The following is an 18997-nucleotide window of genomic DNA, read 5'->3' on the forward strand; positions in this document are numbered from 1 at the left end:
TTAGCGCTCCTTCAGCTTGACGGACGCGTTATAGGCATTCATCCCAAGCGAGATCAGCAACGACGCCGTCAGGTAGAACAACATCAACAGCAAGACACTCTCAATCGCACGGCCCGTCTGGTTGAGCGTGATCCCACCAAGCGTTGCGGTGATGTCGGCATAGCCCACGGCAATCGCTAGCGAAGAGTTCTTGGTAATGTTGAGATACTGCGAGATCAGCGGAGGGATGATGACCCGAAGAGCCTGCGGCAGAACCACAAGGTTCATGACACGACGCGGCCGTAGCCCAAGCGCGGCGGCGGCTTCTGTCTGCCCCTTGGAAATCGCTTGGATCCCGGCACGCACGTTCTCTGCGATAAATGCGCCCGTGTAGATCGAAAGCGCGAACCAAAGCGCGATCAACGGTCCACCGATCTTGATACCGCCACGGAAGTTGAAGCCTTTCAACTCCGGGGTTTCCCAACTCAGCCCCATGATGAGCATGAGAACAAGGAAAGGCACAAGCCAGGTCGCAAGAAGCGGCAGGAGCGTCTTGGGGCGAATGCCCGTCGCTTCCTGTTTTACCGTGGCCCAATGATTGATGCGATGCGCAACGAACCAAGAAAGAGCAAATCCAGCCAGCACCAAGAGCCAGTTCATCGTCGGGCTTGCGAAAATCCCGTTCTCGAACCAAGGCATCGGGATATAGACACCGCGGTTCGTGAAGGCGAAAGAGCTAAACAGCATGCTCGCGGCCGGATCATCGCCGCGGAAAGCTCGTGGTCCGGGTAGAACCGCGGTCATGATCGTAAAGATGATGATGATCCAGATCAGGACCGGGATATTGCGGAAGATCTCGACATAGCCGGCCATCAACTTGGACACCAACCAGTTGTTGGACAAACGCAATACGCCGGCGATCACGCCGAAGATCGTTGCGGTCACACAGGCCAGGAAGGCGACAAGTACAGTATTGAGCAGGCCAACCAAGGCAGCCCGCGCGTGGGTTGACTGGCTGTCGTACTCAACGAGACGTTGGTTGATGTCATATCCGGAAGGGTCGCCAAGGAAATCGAAGGCGATGTTCAGCCCGGCGGCACGCAGGTTCTGTATCAGGTTGTTCCCTAGGTACCAGATACAAAGCGCAAGGACGACGGCTGTGATTGCTTGAAACGTGAGTGAACGATACCGGGTATCGTAGATCAGCATAGATAGCCGGAACGACTCCTTGTGAGGGTCGGTCGTTGTTGTCATCTGAGATGTTCCCCGTTGTTCGGCCTTATTTTCAAAGGTGGCTTTTGTGCCGTTGGCCGATCTGTATGGAAAATCGAAGGGGCGCGAAGTTGCCTCCGCGCCCCTCCAATGTCGTTCTTAGCGGAAGGGCGGCGAGTAGAGCAGGCCGCCATTCGTCCACTGGGCGTTCAGCCCGCGTGCGAGGCCAACCGGGGTTTCTTCGCCGATGTTCTTGGCAAAGAGTTCACCATAGTTGCCGCCTGCTGCGATTGCGCGCTTGGCCCAATCTGCGTCAAGGCCGAGCATCTCGCCGAGCGAACCTTCGGTGCCCATCATACGGTTGATTTCCGGGTTGTTCGTGCCCTTGGCCATCTCTTCGAGGTTGGCCGAGGTGATGCCGAGCTCTTCAGACGCGATGAGCGCATTGAGGGTCCAGCGCACAACGTCGCCCCACTCATTGTCGCCGTGGCGCACGAGTGGGCCAAGCGGCTCTTTCGAGATGATTTCCGGAAGAACGGCGTGCTCGCCCGGGTTCTCGAAGGTCGCACGGGTGGCTGCGAGGCCGGATGCGTCGGTGGTGAAGACGTCGCAAGCACCGGCAAGGTACTGCTGCTGTGCTTCTGCGTTGGTTTCGATCGGAACCGGCTCATAGCTGATGTTGTTGGCGCGGAAGAAGTCCGCAAGGTTCAGCTCGGTGGTGGTACCGGTCTGGATGCAGACGGTGGCGCCATCGAGTTCCTTGGCCGAGCTCACGCCGAGCTCTTTCGGAACCATGAAGCCCTGACCGTCGTAGTAGTTCACACCAACGAATTCGAACTTGAGGTCGACGTCGCGCGAGAAGGTCCAGGTGGTGTTACGAGCCAGCATGTCGATCTCACCCGAAGCCAGCGCGGTGAAGCGGGTCTTACCGGTGGTCGGTACAAACTCGACGGCTGTCGGGTCGCCAAGAACAGCAGCTGCAACAGCGCGGCAGACGCCAACGTCAAAGCCATCCCAGTTGCCGTTCGCATCCGGCGCCGCAAAGCCGACGAGACCAGTGGTCACGCCACAGTTCAGCTTGCCGCGTGCTTTCACGTCGTCCAGCGTACCTGCAGCGGCTGCGCCTGCTGCGAGACCGGCTACGGTCAGTGCGCCAAGAATAACGGATTTTTTCATGTTTACCTCTTCCTGATGGTCCGCCCCTACGGGCGTTTTGTCCGGCCATGCATGACCGAATGGGTTACTGGAAAGGGGCAATCCCCTCAGTAAGAGTCAGTTTGGGCGGATTCATCGGAAAACGTCAAGGGCAGTATCACAGGTTACAATCATTCCGATAATGCCTGCCCGAGAATTCAGAAAAACGACAAGTTACTATGCAGTTAGCGGGCCATCGCGAAGAATCGATCAGCATGCAAAAATGCTTCTTTCTTGATTGCGGCCTGCGCTTGCGCCTCTTCATCGACGCCCCACTGCTCTTCTTGCCAGGTTTCGTCGATACGCGAGACGTCCCAAAGCTCGTCAATCGGAGCCCAGCCATGTACCGCAGCGAAACCGATCACCAAAGAGCCCGACAAGCTCACGAGATCATGGAACGCCGCCAGCTCGAATTCGTTCAGCGCGTGAACGCGCTTGCGCAACTCGGCAAGGCTCCGTGCGTCTTGGTCGACATGCATGATCCCAGAGAGCGGCCGCAGTGACGCTGAAAGCTCTTTAGCCGCCCGCTCAAGCAACGGATCCCAAGCCTCTGCTTGTCGTGCGATCAACTCCTGCGGCTGTGCCGCTCGATAACAGAGAAGATCGCTATTGCCATACTCCGCAAGCATGTCCGCCACTTCGCCATGCTGAATCCGTACTTTGTCGATCGCCGCATTGGCACCACGTGTTGTCGGCATGGCGGTCGGATTGATCTCGGCTTCCTGCGCGTCCCACTCTGCCGCGATGGCCTCGGCCATTGCGCGGGTCGGTACGATGAGCGCCGCCTTTGCCGGTGTCTTTACCGCGCGTCCATCGAGGCGCACGCCAAATCCTTCGCCCTCGTCCTCGACCGTTGTCTCTTTCCAGAACCGTTTCTTTGCCCAACCACTCATGTGTCTCGTCTCCAGATATCATCCAAAGCTGCGGGCAGGTCGTCGAATCGCTCGATGATCCGGTCCGCTGCAGAAAGCCGTGCCGCGTCGTGGTAGCCCCAGCCGACGCCAATCCCCCGCATCCCCGCCGCGCGCGCCATGTCCATATCAAAGCTCGTATCACCGATCATCACGGCATCCTGCGCTTGAACACCTGTCTCTGCGAGGGCTGCCTCGAGCATTGCAGGATGAGGTTTGGACGGGTGGAAGTCCGCAACTTGCTCGGTCACGAAAACCCCTTCGAGGCCATGCCCTGCGATCAGTTTGTCGAGACCACGCCGAGACTTTCCCGTCGCCACGCCAAGCAGAAGATCCTCCCGTGCGGCCAGCGACATGAGCGTGTCCCTCGCGCCGGGAAAGAAGGGGGAAGAGAGCTTTGTTCCCTCGCGCGCGCGCAAATCTACGTAGGCACTCTTATAAGCGTCTGCGAGCGCATGATGGGTCTCGCGCGGAGCATCGGGTGCAAGTTCAGCCATCGCTACATCAAGCGAGAGACCAACGATCCCAAGCACGTCCTCACGCGTGGGCTGCGTAACTCCGACCGCCTCAAATGCACGCCGCATGGACTCGAGGATCGTGCGCTGACTATCCACCAACGTCCCGTCGACATCGAACACCACGAGGCGCAATGCGCTCATTGCAGCGCCTCGAAGGGATCATCCGCGGCAAGGTCTGGCGTCCAGCCGAACGTTTCCCATGTTGCGGCCATATGATCCGGCAGGTCCGCCGTGATCGTCATCGCCTCAAACGTCGCGGGATGCTCGAATGTAAAGCTGCGTGCATGAAGGTGGAGCTTGTTGCTGATGACGCCGCCCATATGTGCGCCCCAGCCGTCGCCAAGGTTTTCCTGCCCCGATCCGCCGTATTTGCCATCGCCAATGATCGGATGCCCGATCTCGGCCATGTGCGCCCGAAGTTGGTGCGTGCGCCCGGTGATCGGCTCGAGCGCGACCCAGGCCGCACGGCTAGCCACACGGTAGAGCGTCGCATACTGGGTAATCGCACGCTTGGCGCCCTCTGTCTGAGCCACGTCACGAGGATGGACGCAGAGCATCTTTTCGCCTTCGCCACGCTTACCATGCCCCGGTGCTTTGACGAGGCCGTATTTGATCTCTCCAAGATAAGGCGTCGGCACACCGGCCACCACGGCCCAATAAATCTTGCGTGTGGCATGGTGTCGGAATGCCGTGGTCAGCGCACTCGCCATCTTGCGCGTTCGCGCTAGGATCAGGACACCGGACGTATCCTTGTCGAGCCGGTGCACGAGGCGCGGCTTTTCGTCGAGATCGAACTTCAACGCCTCGGCCAGCCCATCCACGTGCTTGGTCTGTTTGCTACCGCCTTGCGTCGGAAGGCCCGGCGGCTTGTTCAGCGCGATGATGTGATCGTCCTTGTAGATCACGCAATCGCGGATCATCCGTGCATCCGCATCCGAGACGCGTGTCGGGGCCGACTTGCGCGCAGCGGCAACTTCGCCCGCATCTGGCAGAGGCGGAATCCGAACCTGCTGTCCTGCCTGCAATCGCGTCGCCGGTTTGACCCGCCCGCCATCGACCCGAATTTCGCCCTTGCGGCACATCTTCTCGATGCGGATCTGATTGATGTGCGGGAAAATGCGACGCAGCCAACGGTCGAGCCGCTGATCGGAATCGTCTTCGCCAACCTCGATGACCTGAACCTTGCTCATGCGAACATCCCCCGCGCCATCCAAAGCCCTGCAAAAAGAGCGGCTACCGAGCCTACAACCGATATCATCACATAGAGCGCGGCCGCCCCGGTCTGCCCACGTTCAAATAGCGTCACCGCCTCAAGCGAGAAGGCCGAGAATGTCGTGAACCCGCCAAGGAACCCCGTCATGACGAGAGGCGACAAATGGGTCAGGCTGCGCTGCGCCGCAAGGACCACGAAAGCCCCCATTAGGAACGAGCCGAGAATATTCACCACGATCACGCCAAGCGGGAAGCCATGCCCAAACAGGCGGGTGATCCCGATCCCGGAGGCATAGCGCAAGGACGCCCCGGCCGCGCCGCCGATCGCCACATATATAAGGTTTGCAAACATGTCGCGTCTCTCACCTGCCCTTGCTCATTTGTCAAGCAATGCAGGCAAACCCGTCAGCTGTTGCGCTTGATCCTGAGCTTGGAGAAATAGTCGAGCCGCTTCTTCAGCTCCCGTTCAAACCCTCGTTCAACCGGCGAGTAGAGGACCGGGCGTTTCATTGTCTCGGGGAAGTAGTCCTGCCCAGAAAACCCGTCTTCCGCGTCATGATCGTACTGGTAGCCCGAGCCATAGCCCTGCTCTTCCATGAGCCGTGTTGGCGCATTGAGGATATGCTTTGGTGGCGGCTCGGAGCCCGTCTTACGGGCGGCGGCACGAGCTTGTTTGTAGGCCGCGTAGGTAGCGTTCGATTTCGGCGCGAGCGCGAGGTAGACCAGTGCCTGCGCCAATGCCAATTCGCCTTCTGGGCTTCCAAGCCGCTCATAGGTTTGCCAGCTCTGAAGACAGACGTCCTGCGCCTGTGGATCCGCTAGCCCAATATCTTCGACCGCCATCCGGGTGATCCGGCGCGCAAGGAATCGAGGATCTTCCCCCCCTTCGAGCATCCGAGCGAACCAATAGAGCGCGGCATCCGGGTCCGATCCACGCACGGACTTGTGCAGGGCAGAGATCAGATTGTAGTGCTCTTCCCCACCCTTGTCGTATTTTGCAGCGCGTTTCATGAGACGCGTTGCAAGTGCCTGCGAGTCGAGCTTGCCCTTTACGGTCCATGCCGCAACTTGTTCGATCAAGTTGAGCAAAGCACGTCCATCGCCATCCGCCATCTCCAGAAGCGCCTCGCGCGCCGGACCGTCGAGAGGGAGGGCGCGACCGAGATCCTGTTCAGCGCGCTGCGCGAGCCGCTCAAGATCGGCCAAGGAAAGCCTTTCGAGAACAAGGACTTGCGATCGACTCAGCACAGCGGCGTTCAACTCGAAAGAAGGGTTTTCCGTCGTCGCCCCGACAAGGAGGATCGTCCCGTCTTCCATATGCGGTAGAAAACCATCCTGCTGGGCCTTGTTGAAACGGTGGATTTCGTCCACGAACAATAGCGTGCCCTGCCCGTTCTGACGCCTGATCTTGGCGGCTTCAAAGACCTTGCGAAGCTCAGGCACCCCAGTGAAGATCGCACTTATCTGGACAAAATGAAGATTGGTCTCATCCGCGAGGAGCCGCGCGATGGTCGTCTTGCCGACACCCGGCGGCCCCCAGAAGATCAAAGATGACAAAGATCCCGAGGCCAGCATGACACCAAGCGGCGCGTCAGGACCAAGCACCTGTTCTTGACCGATCACCTCACTAAGGGATTTCGGGCGTAGGCGATCCGCAAGGGGACGCGGCGCGTTGCCATCCTTGGGCGAGTCGCCGGGGGATTGATCGAACAGGTCAGCCATCGTTTAGAGACGAAAGCGAGAGACAATGCGTTGGGTTCCGCGCTGAATCTCGAGGGTGATGTTCCGCGATGCTTTGCGCAGGGCGGTTTCCGCGTCTTTGGTGGTCTCAATCTCAACGCCGTCGATGACCCGTAGGATGTCGCCGGGACGCAATCCGATCCGTGCTCCGACCGGGCCGGGGTTCTCGACAGCCACACCGGTCACGTTGAGCGGCAGATTGAACTCGGAAATGACCGCCGGGTTGATGTTCGAGAACGTAAGTTCAGGGACCGCAGAGTCGCTATCGGTCAGGCGAGTCTCCCGATCCGGGCTCTCCGGCGCGACGATCATAGGCACGTCTACCACCGTCTCCTCTCCTGCCATGAGCGCAAGGATCTTCGTCTCATGTCCTATACCTGCCACCGACATGCGAAAGATCATTTCCGCAGGCGTGTTGACCGGTTGACCATCCACCTCAAGGATCACGTCCCCAGGCGCGAACCCTTTGGCCGCAAACGGACTTTCCGGATGAAGGTCGGAAACAAGCACCCCTTCGGGTCGCCCGAGGCCAAGCCCTTCTGCAAGGTCGGAATCGACAGGTTGCCCACCCATACCAGCCCAAGGCCTTGCAAAACTCGCACGGCCCGCGCGAGCCTGTTCAACGAACTCGCGCACAAGCGCCGAGGGGATCGCGAACCCGATCCCGTTCGATCCGCCCGAGCGGGTCAGGATCGAGGTATTCACCCCGACAAGATCGCCATTCACGTCAATGAGCGCGCCGCCGGAATTGCCCGGATTGATCGGCGCGTCAGTTTGCAGGAAATACCCGCGGGCGTTGCCGGTGGCGGTGCCGGAGCGGGCGAGGCCGGAGATGATGCCGGAGGTGACGGTCTGGCCGACGCCGAATGGGTTGCCGATCGCGAGGACCAATTCGCCAACTTCGACCGTATCGCTATCGCGCAGATAGAGGTAGGGCATGGCGTCCGCATCCTCGATCTGAAGGATGGCGAGATCGCTTTCCTGATCGGCGAGAAGCACCTTGGCGGAATACTCACGACGGTCCTTCAGTTGCACGCGAATGTCGGTGGCGTGGCCCACAACATGGAAGTTGGACACGACGATACCATCCTCCGACAGGATCACACCCGAGCCCAAGGAATTCTGCACGCGAGGACGCTGACGTCCTTGATTTCTAAAGAGATTTCCAAAGAATGGATCGCCTGCGAACGGGCTTTCGCGCACGGCAACGACGCGTTTGGCGTATATATTGACGACCGCCGGGGCAGCCTCTTTCACAAGTGGCGCAAAGCCGAGGGAAATCTCGGCCCGGCTCTGAGGAATGCGGGTTTCGGCGTGGGCCGGAACCACGAGGATTACAAGGGCAATCAACAGTCGAAACATGGGGCCTCCGGAAATACCTGACCATGATATGCGGAGACGCGGCACAGATTGCAAGCGCCACGGCCGAATCGGGAGAAAGGCGCAAAAACGCGGGTCTGTATCGCGTCGGTATCACGTCGGTATTGCGTCGGTGCCGGACTCCGAATTCCACCCGTTTCGCACGTTTAATGCAGCGCACGCAGTTACCAAAAGGCAAAGAAAAACCCCCGCCTGAAACCTCAGGCGGGGGCCGTCCAGCGGGCGATGCCCGGCGGAACTTATGCTTCGTCGGCGTCGATCTCTTCGGCGGCAACGCGTGCCTTATCGGCGGCGCCTTTGGCATCGACATCACGGTCAACGAATTCGATGATCGCCATCGGTGCCATGTCGCCATAGCGGAAGCCGGCTTTCAGGATGCGGACATAGCCACCCTGACGGTCGGCAAAGCGCGGGCCGAGCACGTCAAACAGTTTGGTGACATACTGGTCTTCCTTGAGACGGGCACGGGCCTGACGGCGGGCGTGCACGTCGCCGCGCTTGGCGAGGGTGATGAGTTTTTCCACGACCGGGCGCAGTTCTTTCGCCTTGGGCAGGGTGGTCTTGATCTGTTCGTGTTCGATCAGCGAGCCAGCCATGTTGGCGAAGAGCGCCTTGCGGTGCTCGTGGGTACGGTTCAGGCGACGGTAGCCTTTTGCGTGACGCATTGTTCAAATCCTTATCTTGCGTTTTGCTTTGTCTGGCGGCCGATGCGTGTCAGCCGCTCTCCTTGGGGCATGTGCCCAGTTTGTCCCCGGCGGCCCGGGCATTTATGCGGGTGGACCAGAGGCCCACCCGAATTCACTTAGAAGCTGTCTTCGAACTTCTTGGCCAGCTCTTCGATGTTGTCCGGCGGCCAGTCCTCGACGTCCATGCCGAGGTGCAGACCCATGCCCGAGAGCACTTCTTTGATCTCGTTGAGCGACTTGCGGCCGAAGTTCGGGGTGCGGAGCATCTCGGCTTCGGTCTTCTGGATGAGATCGCCAATATAGACGATGTTGTCGTTCTTGAGGCAGTTTGCCGAACGGACCGACAGTTCCAGCTCGTCGACCTTCTTGAGGAGCAGCGGGTTGAATTCGAGACCGTCGTCTTCTTCCTGACGGCCCGCGGATTCGGGCTCTTCGAAGTTGACGAAGATGGTCAGCTGGTCCTGAAGGATGCGCGCGGCGAAGGCCACGGCGTCTTCGGGGGTCAGCGACCCGTCGGTTTCGATCTTCATGGTCAGTTTGTCATAGTCGAGCACCTGGCCCTCGCGGGTCGGCTGCACGTCATAGGAAACTTTCTTGACCGGCGAATAGATGGCGTCGATCGGGATCAGGCCGATGGGCGCGTCTTCGGGCTTGTTCTTGTCAGCCGAGACATAGCCTTTGCCGGTGTTGACCGTCAGTTCAACGTAGAGGTTCGCACCTTCGTCGAGGTGGCAGATCACGTGATCCTTGTTCAGGATCTCGATGCCCGCGCTGTCGGAGATGTCACCAGCGGTCACGGCGCCCGGACCCTTGGCATTAATCGAGAGGCGCTTGGGGCCTTCGACTTCCATGCGGAGGGAAACGCCCTTGAGGTTCAGAATGACGTCGGTCACGTCTTCGCGCACACCGGCGACGGACGAGAACTCGTGCAGCACGTTGTCGATCTGCACCGAGGTGATGGCCGCGCCCTGAAGCGACGACATCAGCACGCGACGCAGCGCGTTGCCGAGCGTCAGGCCAAAGCCACGCTCAAGCGGTTCTGCCACGATGGTGGCCTGACGTGCGGGGTCATTGCCCGGCTTCACGTCAAGTTGGGTCGGCTTGATAAGTTCAGCCCAGTTCTTGTGGATCATGCGTCCCTCCATTCCTGTCTGCCCTCCATGTCCAAAAAAGGTCAGACGCCCGAGGTTTAAAACGGCGAACTGGGGCCGTGAAAATCACGCGGCCCCAGCAGTAAAGTCATGTGTTTAGACGCGGCGGCGTTTCGGCGGGCGGCAGCCGTTGTGCGCGATCGGGGTCACATCACGGATCGAAGTGATGTTGAAACCGATTGCGGCCAGCGCGCGCAGTGCCGATTCACGGCCCGAACCGGGGCCCTGAACCTCGACCTCGAGGGTCTTGACGCCGTGTTCCTGAGCCTTGCGGCCAGCATCTTCTGCAGCCATCTGGGCGGCATAAGGTGTCGACTTACGCGACCCTTTGAAGCCCATGGTGCCGGCGGAGGACCACGAAATCGCGTTGCCCTGCACGTCCGAGATCAGGATCTTGGTGTTGTTGAACGAAGAGTTCACATGTGCAACGCCGGTGGCGATGTTCTTGCGCTCTTTACGCTTGGTACGAGTCTTATCGCGTGCCATTGATCGAACCCTCCCTTATTTCTTCTTACCGGCAATGGCCTTTGCGGGGCCTTTGCGGGTGCGAGCGTTGGTGTGGGTGCGCTGACCGCGAACCGGCAGGTTGCGGCGGTGACGCAGGCCGCGGTAGCAGCCGAGGTCCATGAGACGCTTGATGTTCATCTGAACTTCGCGGCGCAGGTCACCTTCGACGGTGAAGTTGGCGTCGATGTGCTCGCGGATGGCGAGGACTTCTGCGTCGGAGAGTTCGTTCACACGACGGGTGACGTCGATGCCGACCGCGTCGCAGATAGCTTTGGCGGAAGTGTTGCCAATGCCGGTGATATAGGTGAGGGCGATGGGGACCCGCTTTGCAGTCGGGATGTTAACGCCGGCGATACGTGCCACGTGACATTTCCTTTTCGTTGCGGTTCCGTAGTTCCGGAACCTTTTTTCACAACGTAAGCCCGACGATTTTGCGCCGGGCCTCAGCTGATTCAGGTGATCTTGCGATGCGGGTGCGACCCGCAGCAAAAGATTGATTCTCTCTAAAGAGATGGTGCGGTTTATGGGGATTTGCCCCAAGGGTCAAGCCCCTGATTGGCATGGATTTCCCTTCGCGACAGTCATGGAAAGATACGTCCCTCCCCGGCGAGTCAAGATAAAAGATGCGGCTCTTCGTGTCGTTTTTCTTGTCTGATGGGGCGGGCATGCCTGTTTTTATGGCGATTTCGCCTGTAGGCTGTATCGGAACAGCCAATGTTACGGCTGTTTCAGGAAGGAAACGCGCGAGGCCCGGACAACCGGCCAAAGAGCTGGACCAACATCTCCCGGGCTCGTGCCAGTAACGAAAAGGGAGCAAGACGTGTTCAAACACATCATGGTGCCTGTGGACCTTGCCCATGCCGGGCAGCTCGACAAGGCACTGACCTGTGCATCCGACCTCGCAAAGCTATACGGCGCGAAGGTGACCTATGTCGCCGTCACCGCCGGAACGCCCGGGTCTGTCGCACATAACCCGAAGGAATTCGCGGAAAAGCTCGACGCCTTTGCCGCGGATCAGGCCAAGGCGCACGGCATCGACGCAAGCGCCCATGCCGTAACCAGCCACGACCCGACGGTGGATCTCGATCCCACCTTGCTCAAGGCCATGACGGAAACCGGAGCCGATCTTGTCGTGATGGGAAGCCATGTGCCCAACATCACCGACTACATCTGGCCATCGAACGGGGGCACGATCGCGGGGCACGCGAAAGTGACCGTCATGGTGGTGCGCTGATCCTTGCAGGATCGGAGCATCTCAACTGAAACGCGCAAGATGAGGAGGCCACCATGGCCGAAACAAACAACGATCAGGGCATTCCGGAACCGGAAGGTGTCTCTGAAGTGATCGATACCGAATACGAGATCGGTCAAGACAATATCGAAACCCAGATTGGCCCGTTCGGGCTTGATATCCACAACCCGGTGTTCCTTGTATCCGGGCTTAGCATCATGCTGTTCGTGTTCTACGCGCTCGCCCTGCCCGAGCAGGCCGCGTCGATCTTCGGATGGCTGCGTCCCTACCTGACCAGCACCTTCGACTTCTTCTTCCTCGGGGCAGCGAACGTCTTCGTGATCTTCTGCCTCCTGCTGATTGTCTTGCCGCTTGGCAAGGTGCGGCTTGGTGGCGACGACGCGACACCGGACTATAGCTATATCGGCTGGTTCGCGATGCTGTTTGCCGCCGGTATGGGCATCGGCCTGATGTTCTACGGCGTGTCGGAACCGATGAGCCATTTCTCGACCTCGCTTGGCGGGATCGCGGTTGGCGAAGATGGGGCACGCACGGACTGGGCGCCGCTCGGGGCCGCAGCGGGCAACGAGGCCGAGTCGATCCGCCTTGGCATGGCAGCGACGATCTTCCACTGGGGTCTTCACCCTTGGGCGATCTATGCGGTCGTCGCACTGGCGCTGGCCTTGTTCTCTTATAACAAGGGTCTGCCGCTCACCATCCGCTCGGCGTTCTACCCAATCCTCGGCGAACGTGTCTGGGGCTGGTGGGGCCATATCATCGACATCATGGCGGTGTTCGCGACGCTCTTCGGCCTTGCCACATCGCTTGGCTTTGGCGCGACGCAGGCAAACGCGGGCCTGAACGAGCTGTTCGGCGTTCCGGTTGGCTCTGGCACCGAGGTCATCCTCATCAGTGCCATTACGGCAGTGGCGCTTGTCTCGGTCGTGCGCGGCCTTGATGGTGGTGTGAAGGTGCTCTCCGAGATCAACATGGGGCTGGCGTTTATTCTGCTCGCCTTTGTGCTCATCGTAGGGCCGACCATCGCGATCCTGACCGGCTTCTTTGACAGCCTTGGGGCCTATATCGCCTACCTGCCCGCTCTATCGAACCCGGTTGGGCGTGAAGACGCCAACTTCAGCCAGGGCTGGACGGCGTTCTACTGGGCCTGGTGGATCAGCTGGTCCCCGTTCGTCGGCATGTTCATCGCGCGCGTCTCGCGTGGTCGCACCGTGCGGGAATTCGTGATCTGCGTACTGTTGATCCCGAGCCTCGTCTGCGTCCTGTGGATGAGCGTCTTTGGCGGCACCGCGATCCAGCAATACGTTCAGGACGGTGTCACCACCGTGCAGGATGCCTCGCTCGAGCTGAAGCTGTTCAAGATGCTTGCGGAGCTTCCGCTGGCCAGCATCACCAGCTTTGTCGGCATCATCCTTGTCGTGGTCTTCTTCGTGACCTCCTCGGACTCGGGCTCGCTGGTGATCGACACCATCACCGCAGGCGGTAAGGTCGACGCACCGGTTCCGCAGCGTGTGTTCTGGTGCGTGTTCGAAGGCGCGGTGGCGATTGCGCTGTTGCTTGGGGGTGGCCTCGCGTCGCTTCAGGCGATGGTGATCTCGACCGGCCTGCCCTTCACGGTGGTCCTGCTCTTGATGTGCTACGCCATTTGGCGCGGCCTCGTCGCAGAGCGCAAACAGGTCTGAGCACCGCTCACCCAAGAAGCAAGAGAAGGCCCCGGTTTGCGCCGGGGCCTTTTTTCATGTCTTCGCCTCTGGGCGGCAAGGACTTGCCACCCTCGCTGTTTGGTATAAATAAACCAAATCTTTTAGATCTGCGTCTGTCGCGTTAAGGTGACCGCGACGCGCGCTGATAAACTAACCAAGGCCAACTTATGCCTCATCAATTGCTCTACGGTAGCGTCGCGGTGCACACCTTCCCGCATCCGTCCGATTTCGAGATCCTGCGCAAATCGCATGCCAATAATGCGGCCGCCGGAATGACCGGCTTCCTGATCCGGACTCCGGTGCATTTCCTGCAACTCCTCGAAGGCAAGAAAGAAGACATCGACGCGGCCATGGCCCGCATTCAAAGCGACGACCGGCATTTGTCGCTCCGCGTCTTCTATCGTGGCGACGCGGAAGAGCGCGCTTTCAGAAATTGGGAAATGGGGTTTGCCGGGCTGGACGATGACCGGCTTGACGAGGCAATGCGCACCGCGCCAGAAAACGACGCCGAAAGCGCCTTTGCACTGATCGCACTCATGAAGGAACTCTCAAAGGAGCGCCACCAGAGCCATGCGCGGTGGCAGAAGGCGAGCTAAACGGCGCCACTCTGTTGAGGAAAACAAAAACCCCCGGTCAGCGCCGGGGGTTTTGTTTTGTCTTTTCGAGATGCGCGAGGCGTCTTAGCTGTCGAGCGCTGCGGCAATCTCTGCCTTCACGGCGTCGATCTCACCCAAACCATCGACCGACTTCAGATCACCCTTGGCATGGTAGTAGCCAATCAGCGGCGAGGTCTTCTTGTAGTATTCCATCAAGCGGATCTTGAGGCTTTCCTCGTTGTCATCCGCGCGCGCGGCCTGCCCTGCGGCAGCGGCTTCTTTGGCGCGGTTGAGGATACGGTCGACAAGCACATCGTCGTTGACCTGAAGCTCGATCACCGCGTCGAGGGTTTCGCCCTTTTCGGCCAGAAGCTCGCCAAGCGCGTCGGCCTGCGCCAACGTGCGGGGGAAGCCATCAAAGATGAAACCGCCCTTCTTGTCGCCTTCGAGCTTTTCGCGGATCAGACCGATCACGATCTCGTCGGTGACAAGGTCGCCACGTGCCATGACATCGGCAACGATCTTGCCCATCTCCGAACCGCTTTCCTTTGCGGCGCGCAGCATGTCGCCGGTCGAAAGCTGGATCATGTCACGCTCTTCTACGAGCATGGCTGCTTGGGTGCCTTTGCCTGCGCCCGGGGGGCCGAGAAGAATAAGGTTCATCGACGTGCCGCTCCCTTGCGCTTGCGCTTGTTGCGACCTTTGCCGCTCAGCTGCGATTTTTCGATCAGGCCTTCATACTGGTGCGCCAGAAGATGGCTTTGGACCTGCTGAATGGTGTCCATGGTCACGGAGACCACGATGAGCACCGAGGTGCCGCCGAAATAGAACGGGATCGCCAGCTGGCCGCGCAGAACTTCGGGCAGAAGGCAGACAGCCGCGAGATAGGCCGCGCCAAGCACAAGGATACGGTTGGTGACGTATTCGAGGTATTCAGCGGTCTTTTTGCCCGGACGGATACCGGGGACAAAGCCGTTCTGGTTCTTCAGGTTGTCCGCAACCTCGTCCGGTTTGAACGAGACGTTGAAGGTGTAGAAGTAGGCGAAGAACACGATCATCGACACAAAGAACAAAAGGTAGAGCGGCTGGCCGGGGCCGAAATAGGCGAGGATCGTCGACATGATCGGGCCGGTCTGGCTCCCCGAGAAGGTCGAGATCGTGGTCGGCAGCAGCAGGAGCGAGGAGGCGAAGATCGCCGGGATCACGCCCGCCGGGTTGACCTTGATCGGCAGGTGCGAGGAGCCGCCGTCATAGACCTTCATGCCCACCTGGCGGCGGGGGTATTGGATATGGACCTTGCGCAGGGCGCGCTCCATGAACACCACGAAGGCAATCACCGCGATGACCATGACGATCACGCCAATGATCACAGCCGGCGAGATCGCGCCGGAGCGACCTTGCGACAGGAACTGCGCGAGGGCGGCGGGAACCTCGGCGATGATGCCGACGAAGATGATGAGCGAGATACCGTTGCCGATGCCGCGCTGGGTGATCTGTTCCCCAAGCCACATCAGGAACATGGTGCCGCCGACGAGGGTAATCATACAGGCGATGCGGAAGAACATGCCCGGATCATGGGCCAGATCGCCCGCCTCAAGCGAGACCGCGAGGCCGTAGGATTGCAGCGTTGCAAGGGCCACCGTGCCGTAACGGGTATACTGGTTGATCTTCTTGCGGCCCTGTTCGCCCTCTTTCTTGAGCTGTTCCAGCGCCGGGACCATCGAGGTCAGGAGCTGAATGATAATCGAGGCCGAAATGTAGGGCATGATGCCGAGGGCAAAGATGCCCATCCGCCCGAGAGCGCCGCCGGTAAACATCGACAGGATGCCGCCGATGCCCTGTGCCGCGCCTTCCATGAATTCACGCAGCGCCACACCGTCAATGCCGGGCACGGGAATGAACGTGCCGAGGCGGTAGACGATCAGGAGGCCGAGCGTGAACAGGATGCGGTTGCGAAGATCGGTGGCTTTACCAAGCGCGGCCCAGCTTGTGTTGGCCGCCATTTGTTCTGCTGCAGATACCATGCGGATCTCTCTTCGAATGAAAACGCCGCCAAAACCGTTTTCCGGTCAGGCGGCGCTTTGGAAAACTATAGGCTATGTAAGCGGCGAGGCCGCCGCTCACAACCAGTTAATGCCGCCTCAGGCCGATTTGACCTTGAGCGAGCCGCCGGCTTTCTCGACAGCTTCGACAGCCGCCTTGGAAGCGCCGGTCACGTCGAGGTCGAGCTTGGCGGTCACGTCGCCCTTGGCGAGAACGCGGATGCCGTCGAGCTTGCGGCGCACGAGGCCGGACTCAACGAGAACGTCTTCGGTGATCGGGGCTTTGGCGTCGAGTTTCTTGGCGTCGACGAATTTCTGGATCAGGCCGAGGTTGATCACAGCGTATTTCTTGGCGTTGGGCTTGTTGAAGCCACGCTTGGGAAGACGCTGGTAGAGGGGCATCTGGCCACCTTCGTAGCCGTTGATCGCCACACCCGAACGCGACTTCTGACCTTTGATACCACGGCCACCGGTCTTACCTTTGCCGGAACCCGGGCCACGGCCCACACGCATGCGTTTCTTGGTTGCGCCCGCGTTGTCGCGGAGTTCATGAAGTTTCATATCGCTTCTCCTTTGCCGGATGTGACCCCCGAAGCGTTAACGGGCCAACCACGGCGTTTCTTGATTTTGATTCTGTGGTGCTTGACCACCGGGCGCGTATAGACGAGGGGCGGTGGTGATGCAAGTCTCATCAATGGGCGGCCCGACCTTGCGGAAACGCGAAACGCCCCAACCATGGGCGGGGCGTTTGGTGTCTTCGCGGGCAAGGCGTTTCGAAACGCCTTGGCGGTTTCGCTTAGCTCTTGGCGCGACCGCTGAGGTATTCGGTCCAGTGGGGAACCGGCTCGGTGGTGATGAAGGTTTTGAGGTCGCGCAGGAGGGCTGCGAAGGGTTTGAAAACTGCGGTCATGGGAAAGGGTCCGTCGCGTGAGTGATGTGTTGGCGGCTCTCTACGCCGCAGCGCAGAACAACACCAACGCCAATCCAACAGAGCCGGGTTGCGGAAAACGCATGGCTACCCGCATGTTTCCATGCACCGCATGCAAAACGAGAAAAGCCGCCCCCAAAGGGACGGCTTTCCTAATCTTCTGACGAAGGAACGGGGCTTAGCCGCGCTCTTCGATGATCTCGACGAGATGCGGGATCTTGCGGATCATGCCGCGCACCGAGGGGGTATCCTCGAGTTCGCGGGTTTTGTGCATCTTGTTGAGGCCCAGGCCGATCAGCGTTGCGCGCTGTTCTTGGGGGCGACGGATCGGCGAGCCGATCTGTTTGACAACGATGGTTTTAGCCATGTCCTAGGTCTCCTTACGCTTCAGCGGCTTCGGCTGCGTCATCCTTGTGCAGGATATCGGCGACCTTCTTGCCACGGCGAGCTGCAACCTGACGCGGGCTTGCTTCTTTTTGCAGGCCGTTCAGGGTTGCGCGGATCATGTTGTAGGGGTTCTGCGACCCGTTCGACTTCGACACGACGTCTTTGATGCCGAGCATTTCGAACACGGCACGCATCGGACCACCTGCGATGATCCCGGTCCCTTCCGGGGCGGTGCGCATGATGACCTTACCGGCACCGTGACGACCTTCGATGTCGTGGTGCAGGGTGCGGCCCTCACGAAGCGGCACGCGGATCATCTGGCGCTTGGCTTGTTCGGTGGCTTTGCGGATCGCCTCGGGGACTTCTTTGGCTTTACCTTTGCCAAAGCCGACGCGGCCTTTCTGATCGCCGACAACCACGAGTGCAGCAAAGCCGAAGCGTTTACCACCTTTCACGGTTTTCGACACACGGTTGATCGCAACGAGACGATCGGCGAATTCCGGGGTTTCTTCTTCGCGGTTGCGGCCACGACCCCGGCGGTTTTCACGTTCTGCCATTGAGGCACTCCATTGATTTCGGCGGTTCGGCAAGAGCCTTTGCGCCTTGTTTTCTATCAATCCTGGTGAGGTCCACGAGGTGGATCTCCCGGATCATCGGGGGGACGACACAGCCGTCCCCCTCAAGTCTTAGAGCTTCAGGCCACCTTCACGCGCAGCGTCGGCCAGAGCCTTCACCTTGCCGTGGAAGAGGAAGCCGCCGCGGTCGAAGTATGCTTCTTCGATACCGGCTTTCTTGGCACGCTCGGCAATCGCCGCACCCACTTTGGTGGCTGCTTCGATGTTGTTTTTGCCGACAACGCCGAGATCTTTCTCGAGCGTCGATGCTGCGGCCACGGTCACGCCGTTGCGATCGTCGATCAGCTGAACGCTGATGTTCTTGTTCGAACGGTGCACCGAGAGACGCATTTTCGCGTCGCCGTTGACCTTGCGAAGCTTGTTCCGGACGCGCAGGCGGCGCTTGAGGAACAGTTCCCGTTTGCTGTTTGCCATCTGTCTGGTCCTTACTTCTTCTTGCCTTCCTTGCGGAAGATATACTCGTCTTTGTACTTGATGCCTTTGCCTTTGTAGGGCTCGGGCTTGCGCCATTCGCGGATGTTTGCCGCGACCTGGCCGACGAGTTGCGGGTCAGTGCCTTCAACGATGATCTCGGTGGGCTTCGGAGCGGTGACGGTGATACCCGCCGGCACTTCGAAGTTCACCTCGTGGCTGAGGCCGAGCGACAGTTTCAGGGTGTTGCCCTGCATCTGTGCACGATAACCAACACCGTTGATTTCAAGCTCTTTCTTGAAGCCCTGGGTGCAGCCTTGAACCATGTTCGCAACAACCGTGCGCGACATGCCCCACTGTTGACGGGCGCGCTTGGATTTGCCGCGCGGCGTCACGGTGACGGCATTGTCCTCAACGGCGATGGTCACATCGTCGGTTGCGGTGAAGGACTGGGTGTCCTTCGGGCCTTTGATTTCCACGGTCTGGCCGGAGACAGAGGCGGTTACGCCGCTGGGCAGCTCGACCGGGCGTTTACCAATACGAGACATTTCGCTCT

General features: G+C 59.7%; 22 protein-coding genes. 3 read left to right on the forward strand and 19 right to left on the reverse strand.

The window, feature by feature from the left end; genetic code table 11:
* From MK745_RS01560 to rpsM, 12 genes are all read right to left on the reverse strand, one after another.
* Positions 1-1233 (reverse strand): amino acid ABC transporter permease, encoded by a 1233-nt coding sequence (locus MK745_RS01560; protein ID WP_243611516.1) that lies wholly within the window; start codon positions 1231-1233, stop codon positions 1-3.
* Between the two features lie 117 nt (positions 1234-1350).
* Entirely contained in the window at positions 1351-2367 is a 1017-nt protein-coding gene (locus MK745_RS01565; RefSeq protein ID WP_243611517.1) for an amino acid ABC transporter substrate-binding protein, read from the reverse strand.
* A gap of 203 nt (positions 2368-2570) precedes the next feature.
* Complete coding sequence (locus MK745_RS01570) at positions 2571-3278, reverse strand: ATP12 family chaperone protein (RefSeq protein WP_243611518.1); 708 nt, start codon at positions 3276-3278, stop codon at positions 2571-2573.
* Positions 3275-3955, reverse strand: coding sequence for an HAD-IA family hydrolase (locus MK745_RS01575; protein WP_243611519.1), 681 nt, complete (start codon positions 3953-3955; stop codon positions 3275-3277). Before MK745_RS01575 ends, MK745_RS01570 begins: the two co-directional genes overlap by 4 nt.
* Entirely contained in the window at positions 3952-5004 is a 1053-nt protein-coding gene (locus tag MK745_RS01580) for an RluA family pseudouridine synthase (RefSeq protein ID WP_243611520.1), read from the reverse strand. The genes MK745_RS01575 and MK745_RS01580 overlap by 4 nt, the downstream gene beginning before the upstream one ends.
* A complete protein-coding gene (gene crcB / locus MK745_RS01585; RefSeq protein WP_243611521.1) occupies positions 5001-5378 on the reverse strand; it encodes a fluoride efflux transporter CrcB in 378 nt (125 codons plus the stop codon). Before crcB ends, MK745_RS01580 begins: the two co-directional genes overlap by 4 nt.
* Before the next feature lie 53 nt (positions 5379-5431).
* Positions 5432-6748 carry a replication-associated recombination protein A gene (locus tag MK745_RS01590; protein WP_243611522.1) on the reverse strand — a complete coding sequence of 439 codons (1317 nt, stop codon included), beginning with the start codon at positions 6746-6748 and terminating at the stop codon, positions 5432-5434.
* A gap of 3 nt (positions 6749-6751) precedes the next feature.
* The gene (locus MK745_RS01595; RefSeq protein ID WP_243611523.1) at positions 6752-8128 is read right to left on the reverse strand and encodes a trypsin-like peptidase domain-containing protein; all 1377 of its coding nucleotides are present in this window, start codon (positions 8126-8128) and stop codon (positions 6752-6754) included.
* 257 nt (positions 8129-8385) lie between these two features.
* The gene (gene rplQ, locus MK745_RS01600) at positions 8386-8811 is read right to left on the reverse strand and encodes a 50S ribosomal protein L17 (protein WP_243611524.1); all 426 of its coding nucleotides are present in this window, start codon (positions 8809-8811) and stop codon (positions 8386-8388) included.
* 137 nt (positions 8812-8948) lie between these two features.
* The gene (locus MK745_RS01605) at positions 8949-9965 is read right to left on the reverse strand and encodes a DNA-directed RNA polymerase subunit alpha (protein WP_243611525.1); all 1017 of its coding nucleotides are present in this window, start codon (positions 9963-9965) and stop codon (positions 8949-8951) included.
* 114 nt (positions 9966-10079) lie between these two features.
* A complete protein-coding gene (rpsK, locus tag MK745_RS01610; RefSeq protein WP_243611526.1) occupies positions 10080-10469 on the reverse strand; it encodes a 30S ribosomal protein S11 in 390 nt (129 codons plus the stop codon).
* A 15-nt stretch (positions 10470-10484) separates the two neighbouring features.
* Positions 10485-10853 (reverse strand): 30S ribosomal protein S13, encoded by a 369-nt coding sequence (rpsM, locus tag MK745_RS01615; RefSeq protein WP_243611527.1) that lies wholly within the window; start codon positions 10851-10853, stop codon positions 10485-10487.
* A 457-nt stretch (positions 10854-11310) separates the two neighbouring features.
* On the opposite strand from rpsM, the gene MK745_RS01620 reads away from it, so the two are divergent.
* From MK745_RS01620 to MK745_RS01630, 3 genes are all read left to right on the forward strand, one after another.
* The gene (locus MK745_RS01620; protein ID WP_243611528.1) at positions 11311-11724 is read left to right on the forward strand and encodes a universal stress protein; all 414 of its coding nucleotides are present in this window, start codon (positions 11311-11313) and stop codon (positions 11722-11724) included.
* Between the two features lie 53 nt (positions 11725-11777).
* A complete protein-coding gene (locus tag MK745_RS01625) occupies positions 11778-13421 on the forward strand; it encodes a BCCT family transporter (protein ID WP_243611529.1) in 1644 nt (547 codons plus the stop codon).
* Between the two features lie 188 nt (positions 13422-13609).
* Positions 13610-14038, forward strand: a complete 429-nt coding sequence (locus tag MK745_RS01630; protein WP_243611530.1) for a BLUF domain-containing protein — start codon at positions 13610-13612, stop codon at positions 14036-14038.
* Positions 14039-14122: 84 nt separating this feature from the next.
* On the opposite strand, the gene MK745_RS01635 is transcribed toward MK745_RS01630, so the two are convergent.
* From MK745_RS01635 to rplF, 7 genes are all read right to left on the reverse strand, one after another.
* Complete coding sequence (locus MK745_RS01635; protein WP_243611531.1) at positions 14123-14701, reverse strand: adenylate kinase; 579 nt, start codon at positions 14699-14701, stop codon at positions 14123-14125.
* Positions 14698-16062 carry a preprotein translocase subunit SecY gene (gene secY / locus MK745_RS01640; RefSeq protein WP_243611532.1) on the reverse strand — a complete coding sequence of 455 codons (1365 nt, stop codon included), beginning with the start codon at positions 16060-16062 and terminating at the stop codon, positions 14698-14700. The genes MK745_RS01635 and secY overlap by 4 nt, the downstream gene beginning before the upstream one ends.
* A 117-nt stretch (positions 16063-16179) precedes the next feature.
* Positions 16180-16641: a 50S ribosomal protein L15 gene (gene rplO, locus MK745_RS01645; protein WP_243611533.1), complete on the reverse strand. Its 462-nt coding sequence runs from the start codon at positions 16639-16641 to the stop codon at positions 16180-16182.
* 545 nt (positions 16642-17186) lie between these two features.
* The gene (gene rpmD, locus MK745_RS01650) at positions 17187-17375 is read right to left on the reverse strand and encodes a 50S ribosomal protein L30 (protein WP_243611534.1); all 189 of its coding nucleotides are present in this window, start codon (positions 17373-17375) and stop codon (positions 17187-17189) included.
* A gap of 13 nt (positions 17376-17388) precedes the next feature.
* Positions 17389-17952, reverse strand: coding sequence for a 30S ribosomal protein S5 (rpsE, locus tag MK745_RS01655; RefSeq protein ID WP_243611535.1), 564 nt, complete (start codon positions 17950-17952; stop codon positions 17389-17391).
* Positions 17953-18081: 129 nt separating this feature from the next.
* Positions 18082-18444: a 50S ribosomal protein L18 gene (gene rplR / locus MK745_RS01660; protein ID WP_243611536.1), complete on the reverse strand. Its 363-nt coding sequence runs from the start codon at positions 18442-18444 to the stop codon at positions 18082-18084.
* A gap of 11 nt (positions 18445-18455) precedes the next feature.
* A complete protein-coding gene (gene rplF / locus MK745_RS01665; RefSeq protein ID WP_243611537.1) occupies positions 18456-18989 on the reverse strand; it encodes a 50S ribosomal protein L6 in 534 nt (177 codons plus the stop codon).
* Positions 18990-18997 lie beyond the last annotated feature (8 nt).

The sequence above is a fragment of the Shimia aestuarii genome, from assembly GCF_022814865.1.
GTDB classification, from domain to species: Bacteria; Pseudomonadota; Alphaproteobacteria; order Rhodobacterales; family Rhodobacteraceae; genus Shimia; species Shimia aestuarii_A.